Source organism: Frankia sp. AgPm24 (assembly GCF_023243055.1).
Taxonomy (GTDB): Bacteria; Actinomycetota; Actinomycetes; order Frankiales; family Frankiaceae; genus Frankia; species Frankia umida.
Genome location: NZ_JALKFW010000205.1, coordinates 1 through 20,167 on the forward strand (window position 1 = coordinate 1; position 20,167 = coordinate 20,167).

Annotated in this window: 18 protein-coding genes; 7 read left to right on the forward strand and 11 right to left on the reverse strand. The window is 69.7% G+C overall.

What is annotated here, in order from left to right:
* Positions 1–73 precede the first annotated feature (73 nt).
* The 3 genes from ctaD to MXD61_RS19455 form a co-directional block, all read right to left on the reverse strand.
* Positions 74–1,831 carry a cytochrome c oxidase subunit I gene (gene ctaD / locus MXD61_RS19445; RefSeq protein ID WP_374629208.1) on the reverse strand — a complete coding sequence of 586 codons (1,758 nt, stop codon included), beginning with the start codon at positions 1,829–1,831 and terminating at the stop codon, positions 74–76.
* A gap of 90 nt (positions 1,832–1,921) precedes the next feature.
* A complete protein-coding gene (locus MXD61_RS19450) occupies positions 1,922–3,646 on the reverse strand; it encodes an alkaline phosphatase (protein WP_374629210.1) in 1,725 nt (574 codons plus the stop codon).
* Positions 3,647–3,784: 138 nt separating this feature from the next.
* Entirely contained in the window at positions 3,785–4,477 is a 693-nt protein-coding gene (locus MXD61_RS19455; protein ID WP_248814911.1) for a suppressor of fused domain protein, read from the reverse strand.
* Between the two features lie 139 nt (positions 4,478–4,616).
* Here MXD61_RS19455 and MXD61_RS19460 point away from each other — a divergent pair, with 139 nt between their 5' ends.
* A complete protein-coding gene (locus MXD61_RS19460) occupies positions 4,617–6,014 on the forward strand; it encodes a TerD family protein (RefSeq protein ID WP_248814912.1) in 1,398 nt (465 codons plus the stop codon).
* Between the two features lie 28 nt (positions 6,015–6,042).
* On the opposite strand, the gene MXD61_RS19465 is transcribed toward MXD61_RS19460, so the two are convergent.
* On the reverse strand, positions 6,043–7,002 hold the full coding sequence (locus MXD61_RS19465; RefSeq protein ID WP_248814913.1) for an NAD(P)-dependent oxidoreductase: 960 nt from the start codon (positions 7,000–7,002) through the stop codon (positions 6,043–6,045).
* Between the two features lie 403 nt (positions 7,003–7,405).
* Here MXD61_RS19465 and MXD61_RS19470 point away from each other — a divergent pair, with 403 nt between their 5' ends.
* Both MXD61_RS19470 and MXD61_RS19475 read left to right on the forward strand, forming a co-directional pair.
* On the forward strand, positions 7,406–8,839 hold the full coding sequence (locus MXD61_RS19470; protein WP_248814914.1) for a magnesium transporter MgtE N-terminal domain-containing protein: 1,434 nt from the start codon (positions 7,406–7,408) through the stop codon (positions 8,837–8,839).
* The gene (locus tag MXD61_RS19475; RefSeq protein WP_374629240.1) at positions 8,839–9,456 is read left to right on the forward strand and encodes a DUF1003 domain-containing protein; all 618 of its coding nucleotides are present in this window, start codon (positions 8,839–8,841) and stop codon (positions 9,454–9,456) included. The genes MXD61_RS19470 and MXD61_RS19475 overlap by 1 nt, the downstream gene beginning before the upstream one ends.
* Positions 9,457–9,534: 78 nt before the next feature.
* Here the strand turns inward: MXD61_RS19475 and MXD61_RS19480 are convergent, their stop codons facing one another.
* A complete protein-coding gene (locus tag MXD61_RS19480) occupies positions 9,535–9,888 on the reverse strand; it encodes a chorismate mutase (protein WP_225438418.1) in 354 nt (117 codons plus the stop codon).
* A 252-nt stretch (positions 9,889–10,140) separates the two neighbouring features.
* Positions 10,141–10,695: a helix-turn-helix domain-containing protein gene (locus MXD61_RS19485; RefSeq protein ID WP_248814916.1), complete on the reverse strand. Its 555-nt coding sequence runs from the start codon at positions 10,693–10,695 to the stop codon at positions 10,141–10,143.
* Positions 10,696–10,842: 147 nt separating this feature from the next.
* Here MXD61_RS19485 and MXD61_RS19490 point away from each other — a divergent pair, with 147 nt between their 5' ends.
* Positions 10,843–12,345: an MFS transporter gene (locus tag MXD61_RS19490; protein ID WP_248814917.1), complete on the forward strand. Its 1,503-nt coding sequence runs from the start codon at positions 10,843–10,845 to the stop codon at positions 12,343–12,345.
* A 188-nt stretch (positions 12,346–12,533) separates the two neighbouring features.
* Here the strand turns inward: MXD61_RS19490 and MXD61_RS19495 are convergent, their stop codons facing one another.
* Positions 12,534–13,361, reverse strand: coding sequence for an endonuclease/exonuclease/phosphatase family protein (locus tag MXD61_RS19495; protein ID WP_248814918.1), 828 nt, complete (start codon positions 13,359–13,361; stop codon positions 12,534–12,536).
* Positions 13,358–14,458: an aldo/keto reductase gene (locus MXD61_RS19500; protein WP_248814919.1), complete on the reverse strand. Its 1,101-nt coding sequence runs from the start codon at positions 14,456–14,458 to the stop codon at positions 13,358–13,360. Before MXD61_RS19500 ends, MXD61_RS19495 begins: the two co-directional genes overlap by 4 nt.
* 82 nt (positions 14,459–14,540) lie before the next feature.
* Between MXD61_RS19500 and MXD61_RS19505 the strand changes: the two genes are divergently transcribed.
* Positions 14,541–15,161 carry a hypothetical protein gene (locus MXD61_RS19505; protein WP_248814920.1) on the forward strand — a complete coding sequence of 207 codons (621 nt, stop codon included), beginning with the start codon at positions 14,541–14,543 and terminating at the stop codon, positions 15,159–15,161.
* Between the two features lie 22 nt (positions 15,162–15,183).
* Here MXD61_RS19505 and MXD61_RS19510 read toward each other — a convergent pair whose 3' ends face one another.
* Positions 15,184–16,980, reverse strand: a complete 1,797-nt coding sequence (locus MXD61_RS19510; RefSeq protein ID WP_374629242.1) for a radical SAM protein — start codon at positions 16,978–16,980, stop codon at positions 15,184–15,186.
* A 93-nt stretch (positions 16,981–17,073) separates the two neighbouring features.
* Between MXD61_RS19510 and MXD61_RS19515 the strand changes: the two genes are divergently transcribed.
* The gene (locus MXD61_RS19515) at positions 17,074–17,232 is read left to right on the forward strand and encodes a hypothetical protein (protein ID WP_248814922.1); all 159 of its coding nucleotides are present in this window, start codon (positions 17,074–17,076) and stop codon (positions 17,230–17,232) included.
* 172 nt (positions 17,233–17,404) lie between these two features.
* Complete coding sequence (locus tag MXD61_RS19520; protein ID WP_248814923.1) at positions 17,405–17,779, forward strand: hypothetical protein; 375 nt, start codon at positions 17,405–17,407, stop codon at positions 17,777–17,779.
* On the opposite strand, the gene MXD61_RS19525 is transcribed toward MXD61_RS19520, so the two are convergent.
* Together MXD61_RS19525 and MXD61_RS19530 are read right to left on the reverse strand one after the other, a co-directional pair.
* Positions 17,760–18,059 carry a 4a-hydroxytetrahydrobiopterin dehydratase gene (locus tag MXD61_RS19525; protein WP_248814924.1) on the reverse strand — a complete coding sequence of 100 codons (300 nt, stop codon included), beginning with the start codon at positions 18,057–18,059 and terminating at the stop codon, positions 17,760–17,762. The two genes, MXD61_RS19520 and MXD61_RS19525, sit on opposite strands and share 20 nt — an antisense overlap.
* Complete coding sequence (locus tag MXD61_RS19530; protein ID WP_248814972.1) at positions 18,052–19,611, reverse strand: helix-turn-helix transcriptional regulator; 1,560 nt, start codon at positions 19,609–19,611, stop codon at positions 18,052–18,054. The genes MXD61_RS19525 and MXD61_RS19530 overlap by 8 nt, the downstream gene beginning before the upstream one ends.
* Positions 19,612–20,167: the final 556 nt, after the last annotated feature.

Genomic DNA, 20,167 nt, shown 5'->3' on the forward strand with positions numbered 1-20,167 from the left:
ATCCACCTAACCGACTACCAGAAGTAACGATCAATCGGTATGCCTCGCGGCAAGGAACTACTGAGGCGCTGCACTAGGGCTCCCCTGGCGCCTCGCGGGTGGGGGCGACGGTGGGCGCGGGGGTGGGGGTGAACTCCGGGGTGGCGTGGTAGTCGATGGAGCCGGCGACCTGGGGGTAGTGGACGTCGAAGGCGGGACGTTCGGAGCGGATCCGCGGGAGCACGGTGAAGTTGTGCCGGGGCGGCGGGCAGGAGGTGGCCCACTCCAGCGAGTTGCCGAAGCCCCAGGGATCGTCGACGGCCGCCAGCGGGCCGCGGCGGTAGGAATGCCACAGGTTGTACAGGAACGGCAGTGTGGAGACGGCGAGCAGGAACGACCCGGCGGTCGACAGGGTGTTCAGGGTGGTGAATCCGTCCGATGGTCCGTAGTCGGCGTACCGGCGGGGCATACCGCGCAGGCCCAGCCAGTGCTGCACCAGGAACGTGCCGTGGAAGCCGAAGAACACCGTCCAGAAATGGACCTTTCCGAGACGGTCGTCCATCATGCGGCCGGTGGCCTTGGGGAACCAGAAGTAGGTGCCGCCGAACGCGGCGAACACAACGGTGCCGAACACGACATAGTGGAAGTGGGCGACGACGAAGTAGCTGTCGCTGACATGGAAGTCGATCGGCGGGCTGGCCAGCAGCACACCGGTCAGCCCGCCGAACAGGAACGTGACGAGGAAGCCGAGGGCGAACAGCATCGGTGTCTCGAAGGTGAGCTGTCCACGCCACATCGTGCCGACCCAGTTGAAGAACTTGATCCCGGTGGGCACCGCGATGAGGAAGGACAGGAACGCGAAGAAGGGCAGCAGCACCGCGCCGGTGACGAACATGTGGTGCGCCCACACGGCCACCGACAGCGCGCCGATGCCGACGGTGGCGAACACCAGTCCCTTGTAGCCGAACAGCGGCTTGCGGGAGAACACCGGCAGGATCTCGCTGATGATCCCGAAGAACGGCAGGGCGATGATGTAGACCTCGGGATGCCCGAAGAACCAGAACAGATGCTGCCAGAGTATGGCGCCGCCGTTGCCGGCGTCGAACACGTGCGCGTTGAACCGGCGGTCGGCCTCGAGCGAGAGCAGCTGCGCGGCCAGCACCGGGAACGCGACCAGCACCAGGATGGACGTGACCAGGAACGTCCAGCAGAACATCGACAGTCGGAACATCGTCATGCCCGGCGCCCGCAGGCACAGAATGGTGGTGATCATGTTGACGCCGCCGAGGATGGTGCCCAGACCCGAGACGGCCAGGCCGAGAATCCACAGATCGCCACCGGGCAGCGGGGAGTAGTCCTTGCCGCTGAGCGGTGCGTAGGCGAACCAGCCGAAGTCGGCGGCGCCGTCCGGGGTGAGAAAACCCGAGATGACGACGAGTCCGCCGAACAGGAAAAGCCAGTACGACAGAGCGTTCAGGCGGGGAAACGCCACATCCGGCGCGCCGATCTGCAGGGGTACCAGCAGGTTCGCGAACGCGAAGGCCAGCGGTGTCGCGAACAGCAGCAGCATGACCGTGCCGTGGATCGTGAACAGCTGGTTGTACTGCTCGTTGGAGAAGAACTGCAACCCTGGCCGGGCGAGCTCCGAGCGCATCATGACGGCGAGCATCCCGGCGAACAGGAAGAATCCCATCGAGGTCACGAAGTACATGACCGCGATGTCCTTGTGGGACGTCGTGCGCAGGTAGCCGAGCAGGTTCGACCGTGGCCGGCGGTGGACCGCGAGGTCCGGCTCCGAGGTGGATCGAATGACCGGGCCCGAAGGGTTCGGCGGCTCCTCGACGATCGTCACGCGCGGCTCCCGGGGTTTGACTGTCGCAACAGTCCGCAAGCCTAGCGTGACCAAGAGTATTCGTCTGGTGGCGGCGCAGGGGTGGGTGGGTCAGGCGGAGTGGGCGGTGCGGTGGCCGTCCTCGACGATCCAGGTGGCGTCGGTGGTGACGGGGGAGTCCGGGCGGTCGGAGTCGGCGACGACGCGCTGGTCGGCGCGGCACTGCGTCGGGGTGAGCCGGAACCGGGTGTAACCGCGTCGGTCACCGCGGAAGTAGCGCACATGCGGGTTGAACCGGGCGTTGTTCTCCCGCACGAAATCGTCGCTGATCAGGAAGAACGCCGAGCTGATCGACGTGCAGACGAACTCGGTGGCGACCGCCGGGGTGTCCGGCCGGTCGAAGTCGACCCGCAGGTCGTTCACCCACGCGCAGTGCAGGTCACCCGAGAGCACGACGGGGTTGGACACCCTGCTGTCGCGCACCCCGGTCAGCAGGCGCCGCCGGTACGGGCGGTAGCCGTCGTTCTGGTCGAGGTTGGTGAGCAGCTCCGTGCCGCCGGTGGGGAGCTGGCCGTCGAGCTGGGCCATCATGGTCTGCTGGGCGATGAGGTTCCACCGGGTGCGTGAGGCGTCCAGACCCGCGCGCAGCCAGCGCTCCTGGTCGGTGCCGGCCATCGTCCCGTCGAAGTCGGTGCGGCCCAGTTCGGCCGGACCGATCGCCGAGGGATAGTCGCCGGGGGTCCGGGTGCGGTACTGGCGGGTGTCCATCACGTTGAACGTGGCCAGGCTGCCGAACGTGAGCCGGCGGTAGATCCGCAGGTCGGGGGAGCCGGGGTTGAGCTCGGCGCGGATCGGCATGTGCTCGTAGTAGGCCTGGTAGGCGGCGGCGCGCTGGCGGGCGAACCGGGCCGGGTCCTGATGCCTGGCGCCGGTGTCACCGGGCTCGTCGACGAGGCCCGCGTAGTTGTTCTCGACCTCGTGGTCGTCCCAGGTCACCACCCACGGGGCCGCGTGGTGGGCGGCCTGCAACGCCGGGTCGGCCTTGTACTGGCCGTACCGGTTGCGGTAGTCGGCGAGGGTCTGCAACTGGTCGAGGCCGAGGGTCTGCGGTGTGGTGTGGAGCCGGTCGGGGAAACGGCTGTCCGGGTCGTACTCGTAGATGTAGTCGCCGACGTGCACGACCAGGTCCGGATGGTCGGCGGCGATCGCGTCGAACGCCGGCCAGTAGCCGTTCTGGAAGTCCTGGCAGGACACCAGCGCGAAGCTCAGCGACCCGCTGGCCGCCGCCGCCCCACCGGGCGCCGGCGCCGCGGCCGTGCGGGTGCGACCCACCGGGCTGAGCACCGTCCCGGCACGGAAACGGTAGTAGTAGTCGCGTCCCGGCTCCAGCCCGCGGACGTCGACGTGCACCGAGTGCGCGAACGCCGCCTGCGCCGTCTGCGTGCCGGCGCGGACCACCGAGGCGAACCGCTCGTCGGTCGCGATCTGCCAGTCGACGGGGACGTCCCGGGACGGCATACCACCGCCCTGCGTCGGCTTCGGGGCGAGCCGCGTCCACAGGATCACCCCGTCCGGCAGCGGATCGCCGCTGGCCACGCCGAGCCCGAACACGCCGTCGGACACCCCCGGCACGGGCGTCGGCGCGCGCAGGGTCGGCACCGGGGACGGAGCCGTACCGTTCGAGGTGCTGCAGGCGGCGAGGCCGATCCCGCCGAGCGCCGCACCACCGAGACCCAGCCCACCGAGCAGCAGCGACCGCCGGTGGGGTCGCGGGCCGGCACCCTGGGCCGACTGGGCGCGGGCGGGGGAGACGGCGTCGCCTCGATCACGGCTCACAGCTTCGGGAGCGTAGCCGCCGATCGGGCCCGTACGCGGACCGCATCGTCCGGACGCGTTGTTCTTCGGCTGTTCTTTGCTTTCTGTTGCCCTACGTCGCCCCTGTCCCGGTCACGGACGGACCCGGCGGGCGGCGGGTCAGCTCAGGGAGACCTCGCGGCGGGCGGGATCGCGCAGGTCGGTGCCGGCGGCCAGCCAGCGCTGATGCAGGGCCTCCGGGCCATGGACGCGCTTGTAGGCGGCCTCGTTCGTCGTCATCGGCAGCAGCGGCAGGAACCGGACCGGCGCGGGTCCCGGATCGGAGGCGGAGCCGCCGCCGCTGCCGGGGTCGAAACCGATGGCCGCGTCGGGGCTGGCCAGCAGGTCGGAGATCGAGAACTCGTCGATGGCCGCGGACGGCTGTGCCGCGGCGGGCAGATCGGGGATGAGACCGCCGGGTTCGGCGACCAGGACGGCGGTGAACGGGGCCCCGTCCCAGAGCGGTTCGCCGAGGTCGAGGGCAGCGCCGGGGGCGATCGGACGGCTCTCCACCACGGGAATCGCCGCGAGCACCGCGAGCCGGCGCAGCACGCTGTCCTGCAGACCGCGCAGCGACAGCACCAGCTCCGCGCGCGGACCGGCCGGATCGCGCACCGTCGCCGCGGCCGCCGTCATCGGCTCGCGGGACATGCCGAGGGTCAGATAGCGCACGATTCCGGTGCGGTCGGGGCCGTAGCGCAGGATCTCGATCTGCTCGGTACCGAGGAACGTCACGGCGGCCCGGCCGGTGTCGGGGCCGAACACCCCGGCCACATGCCGTTCGATCCGGGTGCCCAGCGTGTTGTCGCTCATCGGACCGGTTCCGCCCATGCCATGCACCGATCGTAGGGTCGGGACAGGACACGCGCGGTATTCGGGGCGGGAACCGTCCGCCGCGGTGGGGCCGTTGGACAGGGTGCGCGACCCTGACGAGGCCGGTCATGGAGGGGCAATGGGACAGGTTCTGACGAAAGGTGGCAACGCACCGTTGCCGACCGGGGACGTCCGGGTCGAGATCGCCTCGTCGAGCCCGTTGGACATCGCCGCGATCCTGGTGACGGCCACCGGCAAGGTCCGTTCGGACGACGACTTCGTCTTCTTCAACCAGCCGAACGGCCCCGGGGTTCGGCTGGTGCCGCCGTCGGCGCTGGAGTTCAGCCTGGCCGCCGTCCCGGCCGAGATCGACAAGGTCGTCGTCACCGGCAGCCTGGACGGCAGCGGCCCGCTCACCTTCGCCGGTGTCCGTGGCCTCGGCATCGCTGTGCGGGACGCGCGTGGTGGCGCTGAGCTGGTCCGTTTCGATCCGGCTGGCCTCGGCACCGAGACGGCCCTGATCCTCGTCGAGCTCTACCGCCGGGCCGGTTCCTGGAAGGCCCGCGCCGTCGGCCAGGGCTACGCCTCGGGCCTGGCCGGCATCGCCACCGACTTCGGCATCTCCGTGGACGACCCCGGCACCGCCGAGCAGCCGCCGGTGGGAGGCCAGCAGTGGGGGCCGCCGCCCGTCCCGCCGGCGGCGCCGTACGGGGCGCCTCCCGGTGGTCAGCAGTGGGGCCCGCCACCGGCGCCGCTTCCGCCGGCCGCACCGCAGTGGGGCGCGCCGCAGCCGCCTGGTCAGCAGTGGGGTCCGCCGCCCGGGCCACCGCCGGGAGCCGGTCAGCCGTGGGGTCCGCCCGGGGCACCGCCGTCCGGGCCGCCGCCCGGCCAGCAGTGGGGGCCGCCGGTTCCCGCCGGTCCGCCCGCCGCTGGCGGTGCGGGCCAGCAGCCTGGTGGGCGGGTCAACCTGGACAAGGGCCGGGTATCGCTGCGCAAGGGTCAGAGCGTCTCGCTGGTCAAGACGGGCGAGGCACCGCTGACCCGGGTGCGGATGGGCCTGGGGTGGGACCCGGCCCAGCGCGGCCGTTCCATCGACCTGGACGCCTCCTGCATCCTGTTCGACGAGCGGGGCAAGGACGTCGACAAGGTCTGGTTCATGTCCAAGAAGGGCGCCCGCGGTGCCGTGCGCCACTCCGGTGACAACCTCACCGGCAAGGGCGACGGCGACGACGAGACGATCATTGTCGACCTGGCCGCACTGCCGCCGAGCGTCACCACCCTTATCTTCACGGTGAACAGTTTCCAGGGGCAGCCGTTCACCGAGGTGCGCAACGCCTACTGCCGGCTCTACAACGACCTCACCGGTCAGGAACTCGTCCGGTTCGACCTGTCCGAGTCGAAGCCGGCCACCGGTCTGGTCATGTGCCGGGTCCAACGCGACCAGGGCGCTGCGACCTGGTCGATGACCGCGATCGGCGAGTTCCACGATGGCAAGACCGTCCGCGCGATGGTCAACCCGTCCAAGCAGTACCTCTGAGCGGTTCCGGGTGGGGCGCCTGGCGGTGTCACGGTGACGGTGCGTGGACGGCGGGAGCGGCCGAGGGCCCACCAGAGGTGAGCTGGTCCTCCGGGTCGGCCTCCGGGTCGGCCTGGGGGTCGGTGGCGAGGCGGCGCAGGCGGATGATGGCGGTGGCGTCGAGACGGCCGTCGCCGCGGTCGTGGGCGTCGCTGAGGTCCGACTCGGTGAGTGTGGTCAGCGGTACCGGGATGCCCCGGCGGGTCGCCTCGTCCAGGCAGATGCGCAGGTCCTTGCGCATCCAGTCGACGGCGAAACCGAAGTCGAACTCATCGCGGATCATGGTGGGGGCGCGGTTGACCAGATACCAGGAGCTCGCCGCCCCACCGGAGACGGCCGGCAGCACCTGCGTCAGGTCGAGGCCGGCGGCCATCGCGAAGTTCAGCGCCTCCGCCGCGCCCTCGATCGCCCCCGCCACCAGGATCTGGTTCACCATCTTCGTGAGCTGCCCGGTCCCGACCGGGCCGATCCGGGTGATCGTCGTTCCGTAGGCGGCCAGCACCGGACGGACCCGCTCGATGGTCTCCGCCGCACCCCCGCACATCACGCTCAGCCGCCCCGCCTGCGCCCCGGCCTGCCCGCCGGACACCGGCGCGTCGACGAACCCGACCCCGCGCTCCTGCGCCAACGCGGCGATCTCCACGGCGACCCGCGCGGACGTCGTCGTGTGATCGACGATGATCGCACCGGCCGCCAACGCCGCCAGCGCCCCCTGCGGGCCGACCAGCACCTCCCGGACGTCGTCATCCGCGCCCACACACAGACACACCACGTCCGCTCCCGTCGCGGCCGCCGCCGGTGTCGGCGCCGCGGAGCCGGTGAACTCCTGCGTCCAGCGCCGCGCCGTCGCGGCCGTCCGGTTGAACACCGACGTCTCGAACCCGGCCCGGCTCAGATGCCCCGCCATCGGATACCCCATCGTGCCCAGACCGAGGAAGGCAACCCGCATCTCCAGACCCCACTCTCCGTAGTGCGCGACGCCCGTGCGGCGTTCCGCGCGCCGTGTCCCGCGCCTGTTCCTGGGACGCGGTACCGCCCCCCATCATGGCTACGGTCCGTGCCCCTTTCGCGGGAGCCGCGGGTGGGTGGGGTGCGCGGGGACGCCATGGTCTGGTTCGGGGCCGATTCGCCGGCCACGACGACCCGGGCAGGTGGATGCCGACCCCGGGTCGGCCGCGGGGTGTGGTGGTGGCGAGGGGCGGTGTGACGGGATGGGTGGGTTGCGGTGGGTGGTGGGACGGGTAACCTCCGGCCGTGACGACCTCTGTGGCACCGACCTGGCCAGATTCGCCCTGCCACGTCCGTCCGTACGTCCAGTGGGTGCGGTCCGTGCGTGGGGGGTGGTGAGGGGGATGCCGACACGTCCGGCGCAGTCCCGGGTCTTCTGTCGACGGCTGGCGGGGCTGCTCGTCCTCGATCCGAACGGGGATCAGGTCGGGCGCGTCCACGATGTGATCGTGGCGTTGCGGCTGGGGCATGAGCCGCCGCGGGTGCTGGGGCTGGCGGTCGAGGTGCAGCGCCGGCCGATCTTCGTGCCGATCGGCCGGGTGACAGGGGTGGAGTCCGGCGCGGTGGTGCTGTCGTCGGCGCGGCTGAGCTGGCGGCGGTTCGAGCAGCGACCGAACGAGACGCGGGTGCTCGCCGAACTGCTCGACCGGCGGGTGCGGCTGCTGGGACCGGGCGAGTCCGCGTCCCGCGCGACGTTCGGGGCCTCCGGGTCGTCCGAACGGGTGGGGAAGGCGGAGGCCGGCGGCGGTCAGGAGGCCAAGGGGGAGGAGGTCACCGTCGTGGACGCGGCGATCGAGCCGGTGCGCGGCGGTGACTGGGTGCTCGAACAGGTGGCGGTGCGGCGGGGTCGTGGGCGTCGGGGCGAGGTCCGCACGGTGTCGTGGGACGACGTGAGTGGCTTCTCGCTGCCGGAGGAGGGGCAGGGGGCCGCGAACCTGCTGGCCGCGTTCGAGAAGCTGCGGCCGGCGGACCTCGCCGGCTTGCTGCACGACCTGTCGGACAAGCGGCGGGCGGAGGTCGCGGCGGCCCTGGACGACGAGCGCCTCGCCGACGTCCTCGAGGAACTGCCCGAGGACGAGCAGGTCGAACTGCTCGGCGGACTGGCCGAGGAACGCGCCGCCGACGTGCTCGAGGCGATGGATCCTGACGACGCCGCCGACCTGCTCGGCGAACTACCCGCCGAGGACGCCGAACGGCTGCTGCGCCTGATGGAGCCGGACGAGGCCGCCGGGGTGCGCCGGTTGCTGCTCTACGCCGATGACAGCGCCGGCGGCATCATGACCAGCGAGCCCGTGGTGCTCGCGCCGAACGCGACGGTCGCCGAGGCGCTCGCGCGCATCCGGGAGCCGGAACTGTCGCCGGCACTGGCCGCGCAGGTGTATGTCGTGCGCCCGCCGTGCGAGACGCCGACGGGCCGCTACCTCGGCCTGGCGCACTTCCAGCGACTGCTGCGGGAACCGCCGTCGACGCTGGTCGGCGGGGTGATCGAGGTGGACATCGCCTCCCTGCGCCCGGATACACCGCTGGCGGAGGTGACCCGGCATCTCGCGTCGTACAACCTGGTCGCGGCGCCGGTGCTGGACGGGGCCGGTCGGCTCGTCGGGGTGGTGACCGTCGACGACGTCCTCGACCATCTGCTGCCGGCCGACTGGCGGGAACGCCAACTGGACGCGGATGAGGTCGAGGCGCGGACGGGGCCCGGAGCCGGAACCCCACCCGCGGCCGGCGGGGACGATCCGGGCGCTGTCGGCGAGGTCTCGGCGGGGGCGCAGTTGTGATCCGTCGTCGGCGGCGGGGGCCGCGTCTGGATCAGCCGCGGGCGTCGCGGCGCGCTCGGGTACGGCCGTCGTCCTACGAGGCGGACGCGTTCGGCCGGATCGCCGAACGGATCGCCCGGTTCCTCGGCACCGCGCGGTTCCTGGTGGTGCAGAGCATTGTCATCGTGCTGTGGATCGCCTACAACATCGCCGCACCGTCGAGCATCCGGTTCGACTCGTTCCCGTTCATCTTCCTGACCCTGGCGCTGTCGCTGCAGGCGGCGTACGCGGCACCGCTGATCCTGCTCGCGCAGAACCGCCAGGACGACCGGGACCGCGCCAACCTCGCCCAGGACCGTGAGCAGACGGTGCGCACCCGAGAGGACACCGAGTACCTCGCCCGGGAGGTCGCCGCGATGCGCATCACCGTCGGTGAGCTGGCCACCCGCGACTTCCTGCGGTCCGAACTCCGCGGCCTGCTCACCGAGCTGGACCTGCCCGAGCGCCCCCGCAACCGCAAGCGCGACCGCGATCGTCCCCGCGACCGCAATGGTGACCGCGGGGAGCAGCGGCCACGTCAGGAGCCGGCCAACCATGCGCGTCCCGGACCACCCGGCGAACACGCCCCGCCCGGCTGACCCATCCGGCGGGCTGACCCATCCGGCCCGGCCGGCCAGCCCGCGTGAACCGGCTGGCCCGCCTGGCCGGCACAGCGGTTACTGGCTGGCGGCGCCGCGGCAGAGGGTCAGGACCGCCAGGGCGATCTCGACGCCGCGGGGGCCCAGCTCGTCCGCCCAGGACGCGATGATCCTGTTCTCCCGGGCGTGTTCGATCCGTGGGCCGCCCTCGACCTGCCGCAGCGACTGGATCTGGCTGGACAGATCGCGGCGGTTGGTCAGCAGCGCGCGCAGCTGGGCGTCGATGTCGTCGATGAGCCCGCGCCCCTCGGCGATGCTGCTGATCGTCGGCGCGGTGCTGACCACGCGGGCGTGTGCCACGTCACCAGGTGCGCTGGGTGCGGGGATCGCGGCGTCGGAACGGTCGACGAGGTTCTCCGCGGTGTTCTCCACAAGGGGGACCTTTCGTTCGGAGGTCCGGCGCCGCCCAGGCGAGATCAACCCGGGACTGACCGGGCCTGGCCTGGGCTTGTGCCGCGCGACGTCAGCGGCTGAGCGGGGACCGGACCCGATCCCCATAAAAAATGGGCGGCAGCACGCCGTGACTCGCGACGCGACCACACCCCATGGCTAGAGCATGCCAGCCGCGCACGGATCCGTCCAGGTACACCGATCCCACTGCGGCACCGTCCGCGTTCGTGCGGATTATCCTGCCTGCCCGGATGCAACAACCTGCCGAGACTCGGCAGTCTCCGCCTCCGCTGTCTCCGCTGCCTCCGCTGTCGACTCCGCGGGCGGCTGGGGCTGGATGCGGCGGGCGCCGGGGCCGGGCAGGCGCACCACCTCGGTGACGCCGACCTCCTGGCCGCACGTCTCGCAGCGGCGCCGGTCGTCGATGTGGCCGCCGCAGCCGCGATGGTGGATGACGAACGGGGCCTCGCCGCCCTTGAGGTGCCGGTCGCCCCAGGTCATCAGGGAATTGAGGATCGGCCAGATGTCGCGGCCGCGCTCGGTGAGCACGTACTCGAAGCGTTCGGGCTGCTCGCTGTAGCGGCGGCGCTCGAAGACGCCGGCCTCGGTCAGCCGGGCCAGCCGGTCGCTGAGCACCGTGCGGGCGATGCCGAGGCGGGCCTGGAAATCGGCGAACCGGGTGACGCCCAGGCAGGCATCGCGTGCGATCAGCAGCGTCCACCGATCGCCCAGGACCTCCAGGGTCGCGGCGATGGAACAGATCTCCTGCTCGTAGGTCCGCGGCAGCATGCCATCGATTGTAGCGTCACCATACCGACCATTGGTAGCGTCACGATACTCAAATGTTGGTATCGTGATTGGACCATCTGCGGGTAGCGTCATCATACCGACTGCCGCCTGTCGTCCTGTGTCGTTCACCGTCTGGAGAGGTCGCTCATGCGTGCGGATGCCCGCCTGCGCTGGGTCCTGCTCGTCACCTCGGCGGCGACGTTCGTCGCCAGCCTCGATCTGTTCGTCGTCAACGTCGCGTTCGGTGATCTGGCGCGGGAGTTCCACACCGAACCCGCCACGCTGTCCTGGGTGCTCAACGGCTACACGATCGTTCTGGCCGCGCTGCCCATCCCGTTCGGCCGCTTCGCCGACGCCTACGGGCGGCTGCGCTGGTTCGTCGGCGGGATGGTGCTGTTCGCCGTGGCCTCGGTGCTGTGCGCCGCCGCACCGTCACTGGACTGGCTGATCGCGGCCCGGGTCGCCCAGGGCATCGGCGCCGCCGCGCTGCTGCCCACCTCGCTCGGCCTGCTGCTCGGCGAGTTCCCCCCGGCGCGCCGGGCGGCCGCCGTCGCCACCTGGGCGGCCACCGGCTCGGTCGCCGCCGCGTTCGGCACCCCCGTCGGCGCCCTGCTCACCCGGGCGAGCTGGCGCTGGATCTTCCTGATCAACGTGCCGATCGTGATCGTGACCCTGCTGATCGCACGCCGGGTCCTGACCGAATCCCGCGCCGAGGCCCCGGCCGGCTCGGGTGCGGTCGTGCGGCCCGACCTGTTCGGCACCGCCCTGCTCACCGCCGGCATCGCCCTGGTGACGTTGGGTCTTGTCGAGGCCGAGAGCTGGGGCTGGACCGGGGCGCGCACGCTGGGCACACTGCTCGGTGGGCTGGCTCTGGTCGCGGCGTTCCTCTGGCAGTGCACCCGACACCGGGCGCCCGTGCTCGAACTCGACCTGTTCCGCGACCGGCAGTTCAGCGCCGCCACCGGCGCCACCGTGCTGCTGTTCACCGGGTTCGGGGCGCTGCTGCTCGGCAACGTGCTGCTGCTGACCGATCTGTGGCGCCAGGACGTCCTCGCCGCCGGGCTCGAGTTCGCCCCCGCTGGCATCGTCTCGGCGATCGTGGCGATGTTCGCCGCCGCCCGGCTGGCCGCCCGGTTCGGCTACCGGGTGCTCGGCGCGACCGGCTGCCTCACGATCGCCGCGTCCCTGCTGGCCTACCGGATCGGCATCGGCACCACCCCCGACTTCCCGCGGGAGGTCCTGCCGTTCGAGATCACCTGCGGCGCCGGCATCGGCCTGGTCATCCCGACCCTGGCCGCGGCGATCTCCGCCTCGCTGCCCGCCACCCGCCGGGCCACCGGTAGCGCCGTGTTCGCCATGGCCCGCCAGCTCGGCACCGTCCTTGGCGTCGGCGCGACGGTCGCGCTGATGGCGAGCCCGTCCGGGGTCCCTGACCTCGCCCACTACCAGCGGGTCTGGGTCTTCATCGCCGTCGTCGAGGTCGCCGCGGCTCTGGCCTGCCTGCTGCTGCCCGCCCGTCCCACCCCGGTGTCGCTCGGCACGCTGGTCTCACCGCCCGCCTCGGTGGTGGCCCCGGTGACGGATACCGCTCCGGCAGGTGGGCCCGTCCCAGACTCGCTGCCGGTGCCGGCCGGCACCGCCTCTGGCTGATGGTGCGCGCGCTGCCCAGGTCGAGACAATCTCGGGCCTGTCGATCAACGTGGTTTTTCTACAGGGTAGAAGGCAAAATTTGTCTGCTTCGTCCCGGTAGAAGGACCAGTCCGCCCCCACCAGCCTCCGACGTCGACAACGGCCCGCAACGACGGCGCTGTCCCTGAGCGCATGTCCGGCCGCAGTGATCAGGGGGATGCGGGAGTAAGGGCAGTCGCGACGGTCATGGCGGCATGGTCGCTGAGTCCCTCGCGCCGAGGGACGTGGAGATAGGCACAGCTGGTGAGGTCGAGCCGGTCGGCAGTGAGGAAGGTGTGATCGAAGCGGTAGCCGTTGCCGCCACGCCCGTACCAGCTGTGGCCAGGAGTGCCCGGGTGCAGCGCGCGGTAGGCGTCGGTCAGGCCGATGTCCGTGAAGGTGCGATAGAAGTCGTATTCCCAGCGACCGAAGACCGGGTAGTGCGGAAGATGACCGGGTTCTATGACATTGAGATCGCCGGTGACGATGACCGGGCCGTCGAAGGCGGCGAGGAAACCGGGCAGGGCCTGGGCGACGGCATGCTGGAAGGCACGTTTCGCCTCGTTGCGATGTTCCTTCGGGCCGCGGGAGGGGACGTAAAGGCCGAGAAGGCGCAGGGGCTGGCCACCGAGGTGCAGCTCTGCTGCGGGTGCTCGGTGCGTGAGGACGTCGATGCCGGTCGAAACGGGGCTGAGAGGCGTGCCGCGGGAGGCGATGACGGTGCGGTAGTCGGGCTGGTCTGGCTGCGGTGCGTACAAATGGGTGTAGCCGTGGTGGCCGAGCGCGTCCAGCAGGGCGTGGCCGCCAGGTCCGGGACCGACTTCGGTGAGCACGACGATGTCGGCGTCGGGCTGCCGGCCGAGCCAGGCGGCCTGGCGCCAGGCTCGTTCGGCAGCGGCGTGCTGGGCGTTGAAGGTCATCAGCCGCAGGTGTGACGTGGACGCCGTGGTAGTGGCGTCGTGGGGCAGCTCGGTGAACAGGGGCGGCTGTGGATTCATGCGGATCGGGCCGTTTCGTCGAGGAAGACCTCGCCGGCGGTGTCGAGGTCGTGGTGGAGCTGGCCGAGGGTGGTGCGGACGAACGCCAGATCGTCGGGGGTCAGCGAGGTGCCGAGGGCGGTGAGGTTGTCGCGGATCTGGTCGGGGCGGGTGAAGCCGACGAGCACAGCCGCGTTGGTGCTGCGTTGCAGGCTGTAGGCCAAGGCGACGCGGACCAGGTCGTGGGTTGAGGAGCCGAACCGGTCGCGCACGGGCGTGAGGTGGCGGTCGACGAGCGCGAGTGCGTCGGGGGTGAACCAGCGTTTGCGGCACCGGTGATCGCCGTCGCCGAAGGCGGGTGGGTGGTTCGGATGGTATTTGCCGGTAAGCAGTCCCTGACTGAGCGGCTTGTTGATCAGAATACTGGTGTGATGATCGGCCGCGAGGGTGAAAATGTCGCTGTGGCCGTTGGGCGGTGGCGGGGTCAACGGGTTGTGGCGGACTGCCAGGTAGTCGGGGTGGATACGGTCGAACAGCACTCGGAAGCGGGCGTGTTTGTCGGGCCGGGTGGAGCGCGGCTGGGCGAGCCGGTGTGGAGCGTAGCGGTGCGGTCCACGCATACCCACGCATCGAATCAGGCCCTGGTATTGGAACTCGCGCATCTGGGCGATCGCCGCGTCGAGGTAGCGGTCGCCAGGGCCGAACTCGTTGGTGTGGAAGAAGTAGATGTCGAGCCGGTCGGTGCGCAGGTTCTCCAGGGTGGTCTCCAGTTGGCGGCGCATCGCCGTGGGCAGGTAGGGGTGGGCGGCGGTGCCGGCGAAGTAGCCGACTTTGGAGGACAGCACGAGAGAGTTCCGGTCGACCTGGTCGACGAGGCGGCCGAGAAGCCGTTCGGAATGGCCGTGGCCGTAGACATCGGCAGTGTCGAACAGGTTCGCGCCCAACGTGTAGGCGAGCTCCAGGCCAGCACGGGACGCGGAGTCATCAGCGGTGGACCAGCCCATCGGCAGGCCGAGGTTGTGGTCGGGGCCGCCGATGGCCCAGCAGCCGATGCCGAGCGGGTGGACCGTCAGCCCGCCCGCGAGCGTCCGAGGCGCAAGCGGATTCGTGTCCGTCATCGTGTTCACCTCATCGTCTGGAAAGATCACTGGTATTGGCCTGGACGGAGGTACCGCTGGCTGTGACGCTAGGGTCACCGCCATGACGACTCCGGACCCCGCCACCCTGCTGGATGTGGACGCGATCAGAGCGAAGGGATGGACTGACCGCAGCGACTTCCCCGACGCCGAATTCGACCGCGCCGAGGCGTTCTACACCGCGATGCGCGTCCATGACACCCGGCTGCACGCCGTCCGTGCCTCCGCGTCGGATCTCATCGAGCGGTGGACGGGCCACCAGCCACGTGACGTCGGGTCGTTCGGGACCCGGCTGAATCTGGAGACCTCGGATCTGGACCTGGGTATCGGCTTCCCCGTAGAGCGCCGCGGCGAGCTGATGGCCGCTCTCGACGGCCGCACCCGGTTCCTGGGCGAGCGCAACACCAGCTTCTCCACCACGCGGCTGGTGTTCGCCTTCATGGTGGACGACGTGGAAGTCGACCTGAGCGCGCTGACGGTCGGCGACTTCGCGGTGGCATGCCGGATGCTCGACCAGATCGACACCGCGATGAGCGATGACGAGCGGGTCTGCCACACCTGGGTCAAGCACCTGTTGCGTGAGGCTGGCCGGTTCGACGACTACGCGGCGTGGAAGCTGGTCACCTACGCTCGGTTCTGCCCGGAGTTCACCTGGGTGCCGATTCCGGAAAAGGCTGACTCCTGAGCTCCAGGGGTGACGGCGCGGGTCAACTGGCACAGGAGTCCGCCGCGTTGATCAGCCTCCAGTTGCTTGCTGCCGACCATCGCCGGTGCTCGACAGCGAGCAGCTCCGCGTGCTCACGGCCGAGGGCGGGCAGCAGGTCGTGCACGGCGGTTGCGACCACGCCCCGCAGCAACACGAGTCGTTCTTCCGCTCGCTGCCAGATCCGGGTGTCAAGGACAGCTTCGATGGCCGCATCGTGGTGCAGCGGCTGGATGTCGACCTCGGCGATCAGGTCGCCGAGCAACGCGTAGCTGGCGTCCTTGAGTACGCCACGAGCCTCGCGGGTCTGGCGGCGCAGGTCGCCGTCGAGGACCTTCTCCAGCGACTTGAACGTGTAGTCGAGAGCGAAGTGCCGGTCGACCCAGCGCTGCGCCCAGCCGGCGGCGACCCCGATCCGCCAGTCGGCGTAACGGGCCTCCACCCGGCCCATCGACGGCGTCACCGCCCCGGCGAGGCCGGCCTGCTGGACCCGGCGGGTGTAGGCGGCGCCGATCAGACATTCCATCCTGACCAGCAGGTAGGAAATCCCGCGGTAGAACGGCTGGTCCGCGCTCGCCGCAGCGACGAACCCGGTGTCCCGGACACCGCGCACCACTTCGGCGGCGGATAGGCCACTCTGTGGGGTCAGGAGCAGATCCGTGCGGCCCTGGAACGTATGCGTGGCCTTCAGCTCGGCCAGGGTCATCAGCGGGTCGAAGGTGATGTAGGTGAACCGGGTCGGCACGCCAAGCGCGGACAGGGTTCGTGCCGCCAGGAGGTTCTGCTCACCTGTGGTGTCCTTCGCGAACCGGTCGAGGACGCTGTCCACGCCGGACTCGACGCCGAACAGCATCCGCCGCAACCCGGAGGCGACCAGCGCCTGCCACATCTCGGCGCGTTCGACATGCCAGTCGAGGCCGCGGTCCGGGTGGACGACCTGGTCGACGCGACAGCTCGACTCCCAGCCAAAGCCCGCCCCGTGCAGCAGCCCGGCCAGCTCCAGCGCCCTGCTGGTCGCATCGGGGCCGCGGCCGAGGAACTCCTCGTCGACCAGGTACAGCGTCCGCGACACCAGCGGGTAGCGGTCGAAGACCGCCGCCAGCTCGCCCAGCAGCCACGGCAGCCGGCCCGCACCCGCCCCTGCCCAGCTGCCCTTGTGGTCACGTGGACAGAACGAGCAGTAGCTGGTGCAGCCGCGGCTGGTCTCCAACTGCGCGATACCATGATGGTCGAACGTCGCAGGCAGCAGATCGAGCTCGGGAACGACTTCAGCTGTCACGTCCCGGGGGACAGGTTTTGCCGTGCGCCGCCGTTGCACCGTCAGACCACTGGCGCGGGGTGCTCCCGCGTATCCCAGGCCGGGCACTTCATCGAGCCGGCAGTCGCCGTGCCAGTGCGCCAGCAGCGCGCTGATTGTGGCCTCCCCGCCGGCTCTGGCGACCAGCAGACGCGGAAACCGATCCAACAGCAACCGTTCGACGCGTGCGGTGAGACTGCCGCCAGCTACGACCAGCGGCGGATCAGCACGGGCGTAGACCGACTCCAGGACGTCGATCAACAGGTCGTACTGGCCGAACGTTGCCGACAACCCCAAGATATCCGGCCGGTCTTGTGCGACACGGGCGGCCAGGTCCTCGAGAGAGAGACCGAGCTGCATATCGGCCAGTGCCACCGTGCCAAGCAGCGTCTCGCGAGCCGCGCGGGCCGTGGTACTGATTCCCAGCGGAAACCGCGGCAACGGGAACGTTTCCCGGTGATACAACGCGGCCAGCAGCACGCCAGGCCCCGACAACCGATCCACTGCCGGTTCGTCGATGTCCGCCAGCGCCAGCCACGACGCCGGCTCGTCCAGCACCAGCCGGCCGCGGGTCCACACCGGCCAGGATCTTGAATTATGTGGTTGGCCAGACAGGTCGGCCACGATCCACCGGTCATCATCCCGTTCGACGAAGAGCAGGCGGCGATCAAGCGCACCCGTAACCCGGACGCGCCCCACTTGACCGGCACACTGCTGCTCCACCCAACCTCGAAGCACGAGTGGATCAAGAAGTAGTTCCCTGCCGTCGGCAGGGTCGATATTCGGGCTGGCACCGGCACGTCGCAGAGTGGCGAACAGTCGGGTGAGAGGCTCAGGGAGATGTTCCGTGGCATTGTCTTCCGGGTGGACGGTACGCCACCGAGATACAGGGCCGCGGGCTGGAACCGGCCTCAGCAGGTTGCGTGTCATGGCTGTTACTTTCCGCGACTTCGGGTGGTCTGGTCATTCCCCGGGATCCGAAAAAGTTGTTCGCCGCCGTACTTGGGGTGCCACCTGCGCGGACTGGTCTTACGACCCGCAAGAATTTGGCCAGGATGTCCGCATCATGCGGATGCTCCTACTGGATGCTGTCCGCCGATGGGAGGCGAGCCATATTGTTCCCAATGTAAAAAGGCATCCGTTCGCGCGCGGCGGACGGATGCCTTTTTGTCCATTTGTATGGCTCGGTTCCGGCGGTGTTGGCGCGATAGGTGGGGTCGCCTGTTTCGTGATAAAGAGTTCCTCTTTATCACTTTTCGGCCTATCTATCGAGTTATTCTATTTTATTGTGCACCATGCGTGACCGAAATTTTATGAATATTTCTGGCCAGTTCGATATCGTGTTCGGCAACGTAGCCGCCGATGTCGCTCGAGCTGATCGAAACGTGTACGGTCCGGTATCCAAGCGTGGTGTCGGAGTGGTGGCCGAAGTCGTTCTGTATGGCAGCGACATGCATGATGAAAGCCGCACCTTGGATGTGGGATATCGAGTACAGTCGTTCGATGCGTCGACCGTCGGTCGTCCATCCGTCCAGGTCATCGAGGCGTTCCTCGATCTGTTCCCGTGACAGCGCCTCAGCCATGAGCCCTCCCGGTCTCGTCGGTGGTAAAGGACGCGAGAACCTCCACCAGATTCTCGCCGACTGGGTGAGCACGCCACGGATCCATCGCTGCCGCGACTGCGGTCAGTTCACGCCGGGCCCGCACGGAGCCGGTCTCCACCGCGAGCGCGCTCGCGTGGCGCGCGAGTTCCACAGCCCGTTCTGGCTCTTCCTGCCGTGCAGCGGCGACCGCGTGGCGCGCCAACCAGACCCCGACGTCCCGACGGGCTGAAGGGGGCGCAGCCGGGATGATCTGGCGCCAGAGATGGTCGGCGCCGGCGTCGAGACCGAGCCGTCCATAACAGGTGGCACGTTGCACCTCGATGTAGCCGCCGGTGCGGCGACAGGCCGTGCCCCACTGCTCGATATCGACCTGGTCTATGAGTTGGCCGGCCTGGTCAAGCAGAAGATCGACCTGGTGACGGTCATCGTGCAGCGATGCGCCGTGTGCCTGCTGCTGCAACGCAAACACGCGGACCTCGGGGGAGAGACGCCTGGCATCGACCAGTGCGGCCTGGCACAGGTCGATCACGGCCGAGGCGTTTCCCAGGTCTGTGAAGGCCATGGCCCGGTCGACCAGTGCGCAGGCAACGGCATCGCGCTCTCCGCAGCGATGTGCCAGTTCCAGCGCAGCGTCGTGGTAGCGCATCGCGGCGACGGGATCGCCGGCGTCCAGCCACAGCCATGCTGCGAACGCGGCGAACGACGAGCCGACTCTTGCCATGCGCCGACGGGTCGACCCGTCAGCCGCGTCCGCCAGCCGCGCGATGACCTGAAACTGGGAGCTGACTGTGCCAGTCAGCGCGCCGGGGCCGAGCAGCATGTCTGCGCGGTAGTGGCCCTTCAACTGGTCGTCGAAGTAGGAGACGAGTGCTGGGTCGACATGACGGGCGCGACTGGCACCGGTCAGACCTGCCATCAGTGCCGAACCGGCCATGATCGTGAAACCGCGGCGGCCAAGAGCATCCACCCATTCGACGTTCCCAGCTGGCTCATCGAAACGCAGCTTTCCGGACCGGCTACCGCCGTGTTGCGACTCGACGCCCGGACCGGCCTGCCCAGAGGGCGAGTCCACCGGCGGCGACCCCTGCGCAGGCGACCCCGCAGGCTGCGCGGATCTGGCGTCCCGACGTGTGGTGGAGATCAGGAACGTGTCCGCTGCGGTGAGATGTTCACGGTCGTCGAGGTCAATGAGGTTGTGGATGCTGGTGCCGTAAACCTCGGCGAGCAGGGCGAGGATCTGAGGGGTGGGCCGACGCCGGTTGAGGGGCAACGGCCAGTTCTCCAGCTCACTGAGCCGAGGAGTGGTCATGAGAGCCGTGCCGCGGGGGTCGATACCGGTGCGGGCAGCGAGGGCGTTGATCTGCCTGGCGGCCTGATGCTGGGTCCAGCCGTGCGCGACGCGGTGGGCTGCTCGCGGACGCAGTTTGTAGCGTCGGGCGAACTCGATCGCGATCTCGTCGTGGGACATCCCGACCGCGCGCATCCGCGTTCGTAGTTCGTCCTGCTCTGCCCGCCGACTGGGCATGTTCATGACGACGCGCCACATCCTTTCTGGCACCGGCTGGCCAACCGGGAGTCAACCAGCGACACGGAGAGCGAACTGATCATCGCACCGGTGCCGGGTCCGCCACGTCCCGACATGTCGAGAGGTGAGCCTGCGGCATGCCGGCAGTACGTGGTGGATCGGCCTACGTCCAGTCAGGGGGAGTGCTTTCCACGGGTGTGAGCAACGGACTTCTTCTCGATCCTGAGGGTGACCGGCACCAGCGACCGGTCGCTCCCACAGCACCGAAGATCCTTCGGGCCTGGGTGGCTCCGAGCTGACGCGTCCCTACGATGCCTGGAGCGCGGAGGTTGCGTCACTCCCCTTGCCGCGAAAGTGTCTCTCGGCCCTGGAAAGGTGCCTGATCTGCGAGAACGCCGGTGTAGGCGGGCATTTGTTCGCCGCGAACATGCTGAGCTGTTCGGCGGGTCCGAACGAGATCGATCGCAGGAGACGGACGTATGCGCCCGATAGGGGAGGCCGCGGTCGAGGCTTTCCGGTCCGCCACCTGCCGCCGCCACCGCCGTGGCTGTGGGCTTCTGCG